The sequence below is a fragment of the Thermogutta sp. genome (genome assembly GCF_039793925.1).
Taxonomy (GTDB): Bacteria; Planctomycetota; Planctomycetia; order Pirellulales; family Thermoguttaceae; genus Thermogutta.
The window spans coordinates 23,606-37,621 of sequence record NZ_JBAMME010000011.1 but is presented as its reverse complement, the minus strand read 5'-3'; the positions used below and the strand labels follow the sequence as shown (position 1 = coordinate 37,621).

The window sequence follows — 14,016 nt, the reverse complement described above, 5'->3', positions numbered from 1 at the left end:
GATTCTGATATCACAACTGAAATGCCTTCTTGCGGAACCGGAGACGCACCAGCTCGGCAACCGTATTGACGATGAATGTGATGACGAAAAGGCACAGGCCGGCCAGGAACAACATACGGTAGTGTGTGCTGTACTGGACGGCCTCAGGCAATTCCACCGCGATGTTGGCCGACAACGTTCGAAAGCCGCTGAATATGTTCCAATCCATGATGGGTGTGTTTCCCGCCGCCATCAGGACGATCATCGTTTCCCCGGCAGCACGCCCCAGCCCGATCATAAGAGCCGAGAAAAGCCCACTCATAGCAGTCGGAATCACCACTCGGATAGCGGTCTGCCAGGGCGTCGCACCCGCTCCAAGAGAAGCGGCACGGAGGTGATCGGGCACGGCCGATAGGGCATCGTCGGCTATTGTGTAGATGATGGGAATGATAGCAAAACCCATCACAAAGCCGACGATGAAGGCATTCCGCTGGACATACGTGCCGAGAAACAATCCGCGTGGATCGAGGCCGAGAATATTCACGAGCAGCCACCCCAGAAGAAAACTGGCAAAGAACGCCGCCAGGACGCCGAAGAGAAACAAACCGAGTTTGGTCCATGCCCAAAGCCGGTGGGAAGCAAGCGGCAGAAATCTTTCGAGTGTTGGTTCAATCCAGAGGATCTGGGCAGCCGCGACAAGCACCCCCATGAGGGGCAATAATGCAAACGCCCAGCCGGGGGCGCCGGTTCCTACCCTCCCGTTCAGCCATGCCTTGATATCTCCTTGAAAGAAGGCCTTTTCGGCCAGGGGACCCGCGTAGTTGGCCAGGGCCACCCCCACCGCGCAGGCCGCCAGGATCGTCCAGAAGCGATACCGCGACACCACGAACTGCCAGGACCTCGGGAGGACCCGAATGAGGTGTCCGCCAAGCAACAGCGCAAATGGTACCGTATAGAACACGGCAAGGACCTGAGGAAGGCGAGTTTCCACCCACGGAGCAAACACAAGTGCCGCTAAAAAACCGAGCACCACGCTGGGTAGTCCCGCCATCAGTTCCAGGCTGGGCTTGATATATGCCCGCACACTTTTATGAAGTACCTCACTGGTATAAACGGCCGCCAAAAGCGCCAGTGGTACGGCAAAAAGAAGGGCGAAAGCAGTGGCTTTCACCGTGCCGAAAATGAGCGGAGTGAGGCTGTACTTGGGTTCAAAATCGTCTGTACCGCTCGATGACTGCCAAACAAACTCCGGTTTGGAATACCCCTCATACCAAACCCGTCCGAAGACAGAACGGAGCGTAATACCAGCGTGGGGAGCGGCAAGGCGCCAAAGCCGGGCCTGGTGTTTTTCCACGGCAATGAGGGCGTCTTCCTTGGGACCAATCACCACGGCGGGAGCGCCCGTTTTCCACATTTTTTCGACATCGCTTAAAGCCCCACTTTGCCCGAAGGTTTGAAGTGCTGGTCCGGTCCCCTGTGGAGCAAATTTGTCCTCTACGACGAGTTGCTCGCTGGTGGCGTGAAAGACCCTCACCGTTCCGTCCGAGTACGCGACGGAGAACAGGCGACTCCGCTGGGACGGACCGAAGCACACGGCTGCAGCCGGCCCTTTACGAAAAAGATGTCCGCGCACAAGCTGAACACCATCCGGAGTGTTCGCGCTTTCTGGCTTAATGGGAAACCAGGCCGAGACGTCACCCTCGCGAGTTCCAATGAGAAGGCTGTTCTTTCCGATAAGTTGACCAAATGCTGTAACGGTATCGTTTCCGTGGGTGACTCGAAGTGTTTCTGCGACCTGCGGGGAATCCACCATACGGGTATCAACACGGAGGAGCCGCCCATCTCGCCACAGGAGGTAAACGGAATCGCCAACCCCCGACATGCACAAATACGCGGGGAACTTTTCTCCTAGCTCCGCTTGCAATCGCAAAGAACCCCCGGCAAATGTCAGCGTCTCTTCACCGGTCAGGAAATTGAGCTTCTTTTCTGATGTCCCCACATAGAGGACTCCGTCCTCAGTAAGGGCAGCGAAAAGTCGCGTTTCGCCGCGGAAAGAAGAGTCCACCAGAACCACGGCTCGGTCGCCTACGACGACCGGCTCGTCCCGCGACACCGACACCTGCAGGCTTCGCCAGACACTCCCTTCGGCAGGCCACCAAACGGTACCCTCCCTACTGACGACTTGTTTTCCACCAGCGAGGTGCGCCCATTGGGATTTTATCTGAGGCGGCACATCCTCCTCAGGGACACTCCCTATTTGAATGGTAAAACTACCCGAAAGTAGTTTACCGTCCTGCGTTCCCAACACAAATGATCGTCGTGGAGCATCTACCGCGACGCACACGATTTTCGCCGACTCTGCCAAGGGAATCTGATGGACCAACTGTCCATACTGGAGCTCCCAAACCGAAAAGATGCCGGTCCGAGACACGCCCCAGAGCACTGAGACGGACTCATCCAAGCCGAAAACCAGAGGTTCTGAAGAGGTCACATCCGGGGACGGTTCGAGTTTGGTCTGGTCCCCCTGGTCTTTCCGGGGCGCGTCGCTTGAATTCTGGGAACTGTGGCTCTCGCCGGCCGTCTCCACAACGCTCGAGGCGGTGGCTGGCGTTTCCCCCATAAGCAGCACAGTTGCCCGAGGACTCAAGGACGCGGGGCGAAACATGGGGAGGACAGTCCAGACCAGGAATACGAAAACCCCCAGGACGGCGACGATTGTGCTGATGCCCCCGAGTGTGACAATCCATGCAGCAATTCGGTCGATCCAGCGGATAACGCGAGTTCCTCGGCGTGATGAACTATCCATCATGCTCGCTCATGCTTGCCAAGATGATACATCCTGCGATGATTGGGTTTGTTGTGTCCGTGTCTTGTAATATCGCTATTTAAACTCCTGGGAAAGCACAGTCATTATCTACATTATGTATCAATGCCGATTTTGCCACGCATGCGACATTCGTCTTACGATCGATAGAAGACCCCATAAAAAGGCAGGGGACACCTTTTGGCGCCCCTGCCCTGATCCATTTGGAGGGGTCCGAACTAACTTGGACGCAAGTGGTCGGTTCGCTGCTGATTGTCATCGAGACTGGTTTATATTGGAACCGGCCTGTAACTGTCAAAAGTCGACAGGCAGTCCCACAGCCTGGAGGGCCTTGCGGGCAAAAACTGCTGGCACAGGGTAATATCCATCGCGGATCACGTCGCTTTGCCCCTGTTTGCTAAAGATATATTTGATGAACTCCGCCCGAAGCGGATCCAGTTGTGTTCCCGGTTTATAGTTCACGTACACATAAAGAAACCGGGAGAGGGGATAATCCCCTGTGTAAGCGTGATCAGGCTCGGCAGGGACGAAGGGTGCCCCGGGCTTGGCAGCCAGGGGGACGGCTCTCACGTCGGCGGTTTTGTAGCCAATCCCGCTGTAGCCGATGGCATATCGGTCACTCGCAACGCCCTGAACGACGGATGAGCTGCCCGGCTGTTCTTTGACCTCATCCTTGAAGTCGCCCCCAAACAGCGCGTGTTCTTTAAAGAAGCCGTAGGTTCCCGATGCCGAGTTTCGGCCGTAAAGACTGATCGGATGGGAAGCCCACTCTCCGGTTAGGCCCAACTGGCCCCAGGTGCGGATATCCGTGGGATAACCGCCGCGCCGAGTCTTCGAAAAGATCGCATCCACCTGTTGGAGCGTCAATCCTTTGATGGGATTGTCCTTGTTCACATAGACTGCCAGCATGTCGATGGCTGAGGGTAAGGCAGTTGGTTTGTAGCCGAATTTGGCCTCAAATTGGTCGATTTCTGCACTTTTCATAGGTCGACTCATCGGCCCGAATTGTGCCGTCCCCGCGATGAGGGCGGGCGGTGCCGTGGACGAACCTTTCCCTTCGATCTCAATTTGTACATTAGGATAGTAACGTCGGAAGCCTTCGGCCCAAAGGGTCATGAGGTTGTTCATGGTGTCAGAACCGACACTTTTCAGGTTACCCGAAACCCCCTGCACAGGCTTGTAATCCGGGAGTTTAGGGTCCACCTGTACCTGGGCGAAACAAGCCGCAGGCAACACCCAGATACCCGACACGGCCAGCGCCAATCCAGTAATCCAGCAAGCTGCGAGTGATGGTCTCTTCTTCATAACTGTTCTCCTTTGGCTTTCACGGAGCGGACTGCAGACCACAGTACCACGCTTCACATCGGGCCGGACATTCTGCCCAATGCCGCGGCCCTTCTCTCCCCCGTTTGAACCTCTTAGTTCTCCTTTCGTGGCCACGTTTGCTCTGATTTTAAAGGCCTTCTGTTAGGCATTTGTTAAGGAATCGTTAAGAATTTGTTAACATGAAATGGTGGAAGTCGCTTGAGATGACAGGTTTGCGGTGGCGCCCCAACCAGGGGACAGAGTTTCAATTGTGCAGGTGGTTCGCCTCCTGGGTGATTGTTTCGCACATGCTTGACGAAGGCTTTGCCTCGGCGTTAGACTCCATGATTTGGGTTTTGCACAACGGCTGGGAGAGAAGCCGCCGGGTGCCGGTTGCGCCAAGTGAATGTGTGTCCCATCATCGGGACGTTGTATTCTGAGGTGAAAAGGACAGCATAACCGTGAGTGCTACTGCCGTCATTGGACTTCAGTGGGGGGATGAGGCCAAAGGGAAGATTGTCGATCTCCTCACTGAAGAGCACGACATCGTTGTCCGCTATCAGGGGGGAGCGAACGCCGGCCACACGGTCGTAACGGGTGGAAAAACGTTTAAACTTTCGCTCGTGCCAAGCGGGATTTTTCGGCCCCGCGTCACCTGCGTGATCGCTACCGGTGTGGTCGTGAATTTCAAAACGCTCTGTGAAGAAATCGCCACTTTGCGAGCTCAGGGAGTCGTGATTGGCGAAAACCTGATGCTGAGCGACCGAGCACACGTCATTCTCCCCTGGCACATCGAGGAGGATCGTATCCTCAACGAATGTCCCGGAGGTGAGGCGATCGGCACAACCTTGCGCGGGATTGGACCGTGCTATCGAGATAAAGTCGGCCGCTCCCTCGCCGTGCGCGTGGGAGATTTTTTCGAGCCCGGCTTGAAAGAACGGCTCCTGGCCATCGCGGCTTCCAAGGCCAAAGCACTCATTCCTCTCGGTTTGGCACCGGACTCGCCCGCCCTGGATGGGGAAGCCGTTTACCGGGAATACTTGGCATATGCTGAAAAACTTCGTCCTCACGTGACGGATACAACCGCGTTCCTACTTGATGCCGCTGAAAATGGGAAAAAAATCCTTCTGGAAGGGGCACAGGGAGCCCTTCTCGATATCGACCACGGGACTTTCCCTTACGTGACGAGCAGTAACAGCTCGGGAGTGGGGATTTCCGCCGGTTCCGGCCTGCCAGCGAAATACGTGAGTAAAGTTGTCGGGGTCATCAAGGCGTACACGACCCGGGTGGGCGGTGGGCCCTTCCCTACCGAGCAGAATAATGAAGTCGGACAATTGATCCGCGATCGAGGTAACGAATACGGTACCGTGACGCGGCGGCCTCGTCGCTGCGGTTGGTTCGATGCTGTGGCGGTTCGCTACACCGCAAGACTGAGCGGCGTAGATAGTTTGGCGATTATGCTTTTGGACGTGCTGAGCACTCTTCCTGAAGTCAAAATCTGTACAGCCTACGAACTGGATGGCGAAAGGATTGATCGGTTTCCCAGTCACACGGAGCAGTTGCGCCGCGTCCGCCCGATCTATGAAACACTCCCTGGCTGGGAACAGGAACTTCGCGCCATCCGGCGGTTGCAGGACCTTCCCAAAGCCGCCCGGGCATATGTTGACCGCATTGCGGAACTTGTGGGAAGGCCCGTGGAAATCGTTTCCGTGGGGCCAGATCGCGAGGAAACGATTTTTTGCCAGTAATATTAGTTGGGGTGGGCCGATCGGAAGGACGCTGGGACAACGCATTGGTCAGCACTGAGCAGAACTTTGAAAAAAATCGGGTGAGGAGGACTGGGCCATTGATACGCTGAACAGACAGCAAAGTGACCACGTCGATAGATTGGAAAATTGGACCTTTTGAGAGAGGTGGGTGCTCCATGAAATCATCGCCAGTTAAAAGCGATTCTCATTTTGAGGTCCCGCCTGAGAAGCGACCACGCCATATAGCGGCCATTATGGACGGAAATGGACGCTGGGCTCAGCGCCGTGGTCTCCCGCGGATCGAAGGGCACCGGCATGGCGTGGCTGCCGTGAGACGCACTGTGGAAGAATGCGTGCGGCTCGGCATTGAATATCTCACGCTTTATTGCTTATCCAGTGAGAACTGGAAAAGGCCCAAGGGCGAGCTCGAATTTCTCCTGCGACTGTTGGAGCAATACATCGTTGAGGAACGTCAAACATTCCTGGAGAACAACGTTCGCGTGGTGGTCATCGGAAAACGGGAAGGTATTCCTTCTCAGGTTCAGCGGGAGATCGACAAAACCGTCGAAATGACGGCTGATCAGACCGGGCTGTGTCTGTGTTTGGCGGTAAACTACGGGGGCCGTGCAGAGATTCTTGATGCAGTCCGCGCAATCGCCACCAAGGTAGCGGAAGGCCAGCTCAGTCCAAAAGACATCGACGAAGCAACCTTCTCTGCCCATCTCTACACGGCAGGAATGCCTGATCCTGATTTGTTGATTCGAACAGCCGGTGAATTGCGGGTCAGTAACTTTTTACTTTGGCAAATCAGTTACGCCGAACTTTGGGTGACCGACGTCTGCTGGCCGGATTTCGATGAAAACCTCCTGCGACAGGCGATCCGCGATTATGCTCGACGGGTGCGCCGGTTTGGTGGGCTGGCGGTTACTCCAAGTTAATCGCAGGAGGCAACGTATCTCATGTGTTGATGATTCGATTTGCCACGGCTGGGACAAGCTTGCCCGTTGCTAGCTTGTTCTATTCCAGCTCCACCTCGTCCATATATTCCGGCACGCTTGCCCGCCATCCAAACCGGTTGCGGATCGTTTCGGCGAAAGCCAGCGACGCGTTTTCTTCACCGTGGGTGACGAATACCGATTTTGGAGGTTGCTTGATTTCCGAGAGCCAGCTCAGAAGGGCTGGCCGATCGGCATGTCCGGAAAGACCATGGATTTGTTCGATACGGGCACGGGTTGGCCACTCTTTGCCGTGGATTCGGACCTGAGGGTTACCATCAAGTATTTGCCGTCCCAGTGTTCCCCTCGCCTGATAGCCCACGAATAAGATTGTCGATTCCGGCCGAACAATGTTGTGGCGCAGATGAAACTTGATTCGCCCTGCGGTGCACATGCCCGATGTGGCCATAATGACAGAGGGAACGGTCATGGTGTTGATCTGTTTCGATTCCTCCACCGTGGAAACGAGGTGCAAGTTGGGGAAGTTGAACGGTGATTCATCCGCATCAATGAGCGCCTGCGTCTCCTCATCGAGGCATTCTCGATGGCGCCGAAATACCTCGGTGATTCGTACTGCCATCGGGCTGTCCAGAAAAATCGGCAGGGGCGGAAGTTTGCCTTCGCGATACAGGCGACTGAAGTAGAAGAGAAGCTCCTGGGCTCGTTCGAGTGCGAAAACCGGGATGACCACGTGACCTCCGCGGGCTGATGTTTCTTTGACCACTCGCGTCAGTTGTTCCATGACGCTCGGGCCGTGATCGTGTTCGCGATCGCCATAGGTGGACTCTATGATGAGATAGTCAGCTTGGTCAATAGTTTCGGGATCCCTGAGGATAGGGCGGTCCCGCATCCCGAGATCGCCGGAAAATACGATCCGTCGCCGCTGACCGTTCTCCACTGCATCAAGCACGAGAAATGCAGAGCCAAGCACGTGACCAGCATCCAGAAAACGGATGGTGACTCCGTTTAACTGAATAGGTTCGTGGTAAGGAATCGGCTGGAAATACGGCAATGCCCGTTCCACGTCGTTTTCGTCGTAGAGGGGAATTTCCGGATGTTTGCCAGTGCGACCTTCCTTGCGGTGTCGCTTCCTTTTATAGGCGGCATCTTCCACCTGGATATGAGCTGAATCGCGGAGGATGATCTCGGCAAGATCGGCCGATGCCGCCGTGGTGTAGATCTTTCCACGGAATCCTTCGCGAACCAGTTTGGGGATCAGACCGCAATGATCCAAATGGGCGTGCGTGAGAAGGAGCGCATCAATTTCTCTGGGCGGAACAGGCAGGGAGTCCCAGTTGCGATCGAGATACTGTCGTTCCTGGAACATTCCGCAGTCGATAAGAAGCCGCGTTTGTCCTGCCCGCAGGTAATATTGCGACCCTGTCACCTGCCTGTTTGCGCCAAGAAATTGAAGTTTCACGGGGATCCTCGACGAGTACTCACACGTGATTGAACGATCAAGACCTGCTGACCATTGCGAACGCGGAAAATGCGATCCTCTATGGAAACAATCGGCAAGGGCAAGACGCAACTTGCTCTTGCCGACGCTTGACTTGATACGCTCGACGGTACTACAAATGTTCACCCCACGGGTGGGTAGACGCTCCTCTCAAATTTAGCTTACGCAAGCAGACGGGGCCAACTCGGAAACATTCCAAGTCCCCGGATCGCGGAAAGACTTTTTTCGCCGTGAGAGCTTGCTTGGCAGCATTCATTCGGCAACCAGATAGGTCGGACTATCCGTTACCTCCATGGGGACCGGCTGCGATGTGACCTCGAGCACGCCTTTATCTGTCCCCAACGAATCTGTCACGCGGTACCGTCCCTGAGGTATCGGCAATCGGATGGTAATGGTTTTGCCGTCGTCCTGACACCAGGCCGCGACGGCTGGCTTGTTATCCTTTTCAAAAAGGAGCGCCCAGCAGTGAGTCCCATCGCTTTCCTCGACCTGTAAAGTTTTAACAAACCGAAAGCCGTGGAGCACCCGACACAGTGTCTGAGCTGCCCGATAGGCAGGTTTTGGGTCGTACACGGGATCACGCCCCTCGTAATATGGATGGGCGACGATTCCGAAATGGTGTTCAGGTTCTTTGGGATCCGGACCGTCGTCGTGCCAGTCGTACCAGATTGACACGGGTATTCCCGCGCTAAGATTTATAAGCCACTGCCGGGGGAGATACTTCCCCTGGCGCGTCTGATCATAGTTTTTCCATACTGCCGAATATCCCCATTCTCCCGAAATGATGGGGATCTTCTTGCCAGCCGGCGCGTATTTATCGATGAGTTGTCGAAGTTTTTCATACTCGGGGAGAACGGTTTCGGGAGGAGTCTGACGGTACGGGTGTACGGAGACGGCGTCCCAATATTCCAGCAAACCACCCCGGAAACAGGCTTCCAAAAACTTCAAGTCGATCTGCGATGTGGCGGGACCTATGTACAGCTCTTCCGGCGTTTCTTGGCGCAGCGCTTTACCGACCTCCAGGGCCAATTTAATGTAATCCTGAACGTTGGGCTTGGGTTTCCAGAAGCCGATATTCGGTTCGTTATACATCTCCCAGAGAATTCCCTTGCCGCGGAAATGATTGGCAGCCGCTGCTGCCCAGCGTGCGAAGGCTTGACGCCCTTCTTCGGTGTGGGGGGCCAAACCGTCATCGTAGAGTGGATTGCCATAATCGAGGATAAAGAGGGCGCGAATGCCGTGCTTTTCCAGTGAACTCATGAGCCGATCATATGCTGAGAAATCGTACTCTCCGCGTTTTCGCTCGGTTGCTCCCCAGGCAAAATCCATCCGGATCCATCTGACTCCGGAAGCAGCAAGCATTTCCATCTCACCCGGTCGTGGATCCGTGAAGTGGATATTAACTCCGAACCCCTGCGACACCACAGGCGGCGGGAACTTTTCTTGCGCTGCGCTCGGAAGCACTACTCCGGGCAGCAGACTGCCTAACACTGTTAACCCCAGGAGTGATCGAATAAGAAACGAAACGGAAGTGGTGGGTTGCACGGTGAGTCCTCCTCCATTCTGCAGAATCTCGTGAATGCGCGCGACTTGCGTGGGCGAGTTCTTTCCGAGTATATTTTTGTGCGACGAAAAAATCCGCTTCCCCTTGCGGTGGGTAATTGACATTTAGGAAGTTGGAGGTGCGGTCAACCCTACCCGACACCGGCCCGCTGGGTAGGGGCAAGACCGTCCCTTGCGGAAGATTTCATTATCACTAATGCAAAGGATCATGCAATGGCTGAGCTATCTCGACGTAGCTTTCTCAGAGCGGGAACCGCCGCCGTTTGTGCGGCCCACGGATCTGGTTGGCTCACGGCTCGGGCGACCGAGTATCTGGCCTCGGAACAGAGCCAACTTCACGTGGCCACAAACGTGTATCCATGGTTCACGTTTTATGGCCGGGAGAAGAAAGACTTCAATGCCGACCTGGATGCAGGCCTCGCAGAAGTTGCGGCTGCTGGCTTGGACGGCTTCGAGCCCATTCTCAACACTCCGGAGGATGTAGACAGGTTGGCGCCCCTGCTGGGAAAACACCATTTGGAGATGCGGTCGTTCTACATGAACACCGTGCTTCACGATCCACAGGCAGCCGACCAGTCCATTGAGCGCGTGCTCGCAGTTGCGGAAAAAGCACGGTCATGCCTGGGAACTCGGTTTGTTGTCACCAATCCCAGTCCCATCTCCTGGAATCGGCAGGAACCGAACATCGACAAGAACGACGAGCAATTGGAGATTCAGGCTCGCGCATTGGACCGGTTGGGCGCGGCCTTGAAAGAACGCGGGTTGAGGCTGGCGTACCACAACCACGATATGGAACTTCGTCAGGCGGCGCGAGAGTTCCACCATATGATGCTGGCCACTGAGCCCGAGAATGTGGGTTTGTGTCTGGATGCGCACTGGATTTACCGGGGGTCGGGCAATTCGCAGGTTGCCCTGTTCGATGTGATCAAACTTTACGGGTCACGAGTGTGTGAGCTACACCTGCGGCAGTCGCAAAACGGAGTTTGGACGGAAGCCTTTGGACCGGGCGATATCGACTACGTCCGTCTGGCAAATGAATTCAGGCGTTTGGGTGTGCGTCCCCATCTCGTTCTCGAACAGGCTGTGGAACAGGGATCTCCCAACACAATGGGAGCCCGGGACGCTCACCAAAAAGGGCGGGAATACGTCCTCCAGCTGTTTGGCGGATGATGCGGCTTGAACGGGGCGCCGCGAACGAAGCTCGTCGCTGTTGAGGGGCTAAACTTCGTGCCAGGTTGTCTGGCCATTGTGATCGGGACGAAGGGTTCTGTCGGGTAAATTGGAACGGTCATCGCGGCCGGGGATCGGCCGGCGGAGTTTACTAATCGACTTGCTTTCGGGAGGTGAAACGATGGGAACGGGTAAACCGATGAATCGCTGGTGGGTTGTATTGGGGGCAATTCTCATTCAACTAGCCCTGGGTGCAATCTATTCGTGGAGCGTGTTCACTAAGGCGCTAACGTCTGAACCTTACGCCTTCAGCAAAACCCAGACGCAGATCATTTTCAGCGTGGGGCTCGCGACTTTCGCGTTTGTCATGATTGTGGCTGGACAGCTCCAAACGCGCTTGGCGCCGCGTGTCATCGCTCTCTTGGGCGGATGGACGCTGGGCCTCGGGTACATCTTGGCCCGTTTTGTTGGAACCAGTTTTTGGGGGCATGTTTTGACGATCGGACTGGTTGGAGGTGCGGGAATTGGTCTAGCCTATGTAATCCCGATCGCGGTCGGGGTGCGATGGTTCCCGGATCGTAAGGGAATGCTTACCGGATTGGCCGTCGCGGGTTTTGGTTTTGGGGCATTCCTTTGGATTCAACTGGCGGGTAATCTTGGCCAGCTCATTGCGCGATTGGGCGTCGCCAACGTCTTCCTTGTGTACGGTATTCTCTTTGGACTTCTGGTCACCACCGGCGCGATTTGGATGGTCAATCCTCCGGCAGGATATACTCCACCCGGATGGACCCCAGAAGCGGCGGCAAAGGTAGCCAAGAAAATAGGCGGAACGCGGGAGTTTACACCCTGGGAAATGCTTCGCACACGGCAGTTTTATATGGTGTGGTTGATATTCGTGGCTGGGGCGATGGCTGGCCTGATGGTGATTGGCATCATCAAACTGTTTGGCATTGAACGCCTGAAAGGCTACTATGAAGCGGCAAACCTGTCCCCGGAGGTGGCCGTCAAGCGGGCCGAAGTCACTGCCGAACTGGCGATGGCGATTTTCTTTGCCTTGGCCAACGGACTCGGCCGGATTGGCTGGGGAGTTATCTCGGACTGGATCGGGCGAAAAGCCGCCTTGGTGGCCATGCTCATCTCCCAGACGATTGTGATGGCGGGGTTTTACTGGTTGGCTGCCAGCCCGGCCCTTTTCTTTCTGGGAGCATGTTGGATTGGCTTCAACTTCGGAGGAAATTTTGCCCTCTTCCCAGCCGCAACAGCTGACTTTTTCGGTAACAAGAATGTGGGCGTCAATTACGGCTGGGTATTCACCGCCTACGGCATCGGTGGGATCCTGGGGCCCATTCTCGGTGGTTTCTTCGGTGATGTTGCAAAGACCAGCCAGCGTTTGGAAGCCTGGTTAGTACCGTTTTTGGTTGCGGCTGCGGGATGCCTTCTCGGCACTATTCTCGCGGCGATGCTCAGTCCTCCGGAGCCAGCTCCGTCCGCAAAGGTGAGTTCACCTCTGGTTGAACCGAGATCCGCACGGAATGCATCGGCTGCACAGCGGTAAGCCGCTTTTCTAACAACGAATACAAAGAAACGCCGGTATCGCCTTCCGGTGGTAAGGATTATTTTGTTCCAGAGAAGCAATTGGTGATAGGGGGAAGTGAGATGTTGACCAGTTCCTCTTGGATGCACTTGTTCTTGTAGTGTAAACATCGGAGCTCTTAGATAGGTTGCTTACACAACTCTTTCCGACCCGCACACCTGGCTTGATTACGACTTCGAGCAGGTGCGGGCTTGATTTTCGTCTAGCGGGGGCTAAAGTACAACGCAGCGAGTATGCCGATGGATGTTCTCTGTAAAGACTGACCATGCATAGGAGATCGCTCAGCATGCGCAATAAGAGTGCCGAGTATCGGCGGCAAAGAGGTGCCGAGACGCCGGTCGATGTGACTCGCCGAGAGTGGCTCGCCGCAGCGGGAGTGAGCAGCATGCTCGGGCTGGTCGGCCTTTTGGGCTGTCAACCCACGAAGATTGTGGAGGAGGCTCAAAAAGGCCGTCGTCTGCGGGCTGCATTCTCAAATGCCGGACTGGCCGGAACGTGGAATAAACTGGGCTACGATGCGGCTAAGCTGTGGGGTGATCTGCTCAATGTGGAAGTCGTTTGGTTCGACGGCGAATTCAACGGGCAAAGACAAAGGGAGAAAATCGAATTGGCTGCCGCAGAGGACTGGGATTTCTGTGCCTTCCAGGCTCACCAGATCGACATCCTCGCGGAGCCCTGTCGGCGGCTCAAGGCCCGGGGAATCCCCATCATCGGAATGGATACTCTCATCGTTCCGGAGAATCAGCTCTTTGAAACAGGGGTGCTCATCTACGTGACCCCAGACCACGTGAAAATGGCGGAACAAAGCACACAATACATGGTGGACAAAATTGGCGGTAAAGGAAAGGTCATTCACATCGGCGGTCAAAGCGAGCACAGCGGCGCGCAGGACCGTGCCCGAGGGTTCCAGAACATTATCAGCAAATACCCGGAAATTGAAGTCGTGGGTGGGGGAGTCCGCTGGTGTGACTGGCAAACAGAGAAAGCCCGAAATACGTTTGAAGTACTTCTGGAACAAACTCAGGACCGGATTGCCGGGGCGTTTTTCCATAACGATGACATGGCCCTGGCCTGCGTGCCGTGTCTCAAGGGAACCCGCCATGAGGGAATGGTGGTCACGGGTGTGGATGGGCAACGTCCCGGACTCTTGGGTGTTCGGGACGGATTGCTGGCAGCCACCAGCGTCAATCCCGCTGCGATGATCCATATGTACGCCCTGGTGCTCGGACAGTTCATCGTGCGAAACCAGGAGAAGTTCGACCGGCTTCTCAAGATAGTCCTCCCCTGCCCTCTTGTATCCAAGGAATCTGGCAATCTGGACGCGATGCTCTACCTTTCGGACCCGAAACACTGCCTGGTCTAAAAAACAAAGGGAATAA

The 14,016-nt window shown here is 55.5% G+C and carries 9 protein-coding genes; 5 read left to right on the top strand and 4 right to left on the bottom strand.

Features of this window, described 5'->3' with window-relative positions:
- Positions 1–10 precede the first annotated feature (10 nt).
- The gene (locus tag ABJK56_RS00530; protein ID WP_347242715.1) at positions 11–2,788 is read right to left on the bottom strand and encodes an ABC transporter permease subunit; all 2,778 of its coding nucleotides are present in this window, start codon (positions 2,786–2,788) and stop codon (positions 11–13) included.
- 309 nt (positions 2,789–3,097) lie between these two features.
- Positions 3,098–4,108 (bottom strand): PstS family phosphate ABC transporter substrate-binding protein, encoded by a 1,011-nt coding sequence (locus ABJK56_RS00525; RefSeq protein WP_347242714.1) that lies wholly within the window; start codon positions 4,106–4,108, stop codon positions 3,098–3,100.
- Positions 4,109–4,569: 461 nt separating this feature from the next.
- Between ABJK56_RS00525 and ABJK56_RS00520 the strand changes: the two genes are divergently transcribed.
- Entirely contained in the window at positions 4,570–5,856 is a 1,287-nt protein-coding gene (locus tag ABJK56_RS00520) for an adenylosuccinate synthase (RefSeq protein ID WP_347242713.1), read from the top strand.
- A 176-nt stretch (positions 5,857–6,032) separates the two neighbouring features.
- Positions 6,033–6,794 carry an isoprenyl transferase gene (locus ABJK56_RS00515; RefSeq protein WP_347242712.1) on the top strand — a complete coding sequence of 254 codons (762 nt, stop codon included), beginning with the start codon at positions 6,033–6,035 and terminating at the stop codon, positions 6,792–6,794.
- 79 nt (positions 6,795–6,873) lie between these two features.
- Here ABJK56_RS00515 and ABJK56_RS00510 read toward each other — a convergent pair whose 3' ends face one another.
- Both ABJK56_RS00510 and ABJK56_RS00505 read right to left on the bottom strand, forming a co-directional pair.
- Complete coding sequence (locus ABJK56_RS00510; protein WP_347242711.1) at positions 6,874–8,271, bottom strand: MBL fold metallo-hydrolase; 1,398 nt, start codon at positions 8,269–8,271, stop codon at positions 6,874–6,876.
- Positions 8,272–8,562: 291 nt separating this feature from the next.
- Positions 8,563–9,855, bottom strand: a complete 1,293-nt coding sequence (locus ABJK56_RS00505) for a cellulase family glycosylhydrolase (RefSeq protein ID WP_347242710.1) — start codon at positions 9,853–9,855, stop codon at positions 8,563–8,565.
- 231 nt (positions 9,856–10,086) lie between these two features.
- Here ABJK56_RS00505 and ABJK56_RS00500 point away from each other — a divergent pair, with 231 nt between their 5' ends.
- From ABJK56_RS00500 to ABJK56_RS00490, 3 genes are all read left to right on the top strand, one after another.
- The gene (locus tag ABJK56_RS00500; RefSeq protein ID WP_347242709.1) at positions 10,087–11,043 is read left to right on the top strand and encodes a sugar phosphate isomerase/epimerase; all 957 of its coding nucleotides are present in this window, start codon (positions 10,087–10,089) and stop codon (positions 11,041–11,043) included.
- Positions 11,044–11,224: 181 nt separating this feature from the next.
- The gene (locus tag ABJK56_RS00495; protein ID WP_347242708.1) at positions 11,225–12,598 is read left to right on the top strand and encodes an OFA family MFS transporter; all 1,374 of its coding nucleotides are present in this window, start codon (positions 11,225–11,227) and stop codon (positions 12,596–12,598) included.
- 325 nt (positions 12,599–12,923) lie between these two features.
- Entirely contained in the window at positions 12,924–14,000 is a 1,077-nt protein-coding gene (locus ABJK56_RS00490; RefSeq protein WP_347242707.1) for a sugar ABC transporter substrate-binding protein, read from the top strand.
- Positions 14,001–14,016 lie beyond the last annotated feature (16 nt).

Coding starts and splice junctions, on each gene's coding strand:
- ABJK56_RS00530 (WP_347242715.1), bottom strand. CDS start 2,788: ATGATGGATAGTTCATCACGCCGAGGAACTCGCGTTATCCGCTGGATC.
- ABJK56_RS00525 (WP_347242714.1), bottom strand. CDS start 4,108: ATGAAGAAGAGACCATCACTCGCAGCTTGCTGGATTACTGGATTGGCG.
- ABJK56_RS00515 (WP_347242712.1), top strand. CDS start 6,033: ATGAAATCATCGCCAGTTAAAAGCGATTCTCATTTTGAGGTCCCGCCT.
- ABJK56_RS00500 (WP_347242709.1), top strand. CDS start 10,087: ATGGCTGAGCTATCTCGACGTAGCTTTCTCAGAGCGGGAACCGCCGCC.
- ABJK56_RS00495 (WP_347242708.1), top strand. CDS start 11,225: ATGGGAACGGGTAAACCGATGAATCGCTGGTGGGTTGTATTGGGGGCA.
- ABJK56_RS00490 (WP_347242707.1), top strand. CDS start 12,924: ATGCGCAATAAGAGTGCCGAGTATCGGCGGCAAAGAGGTGCCGAGACG.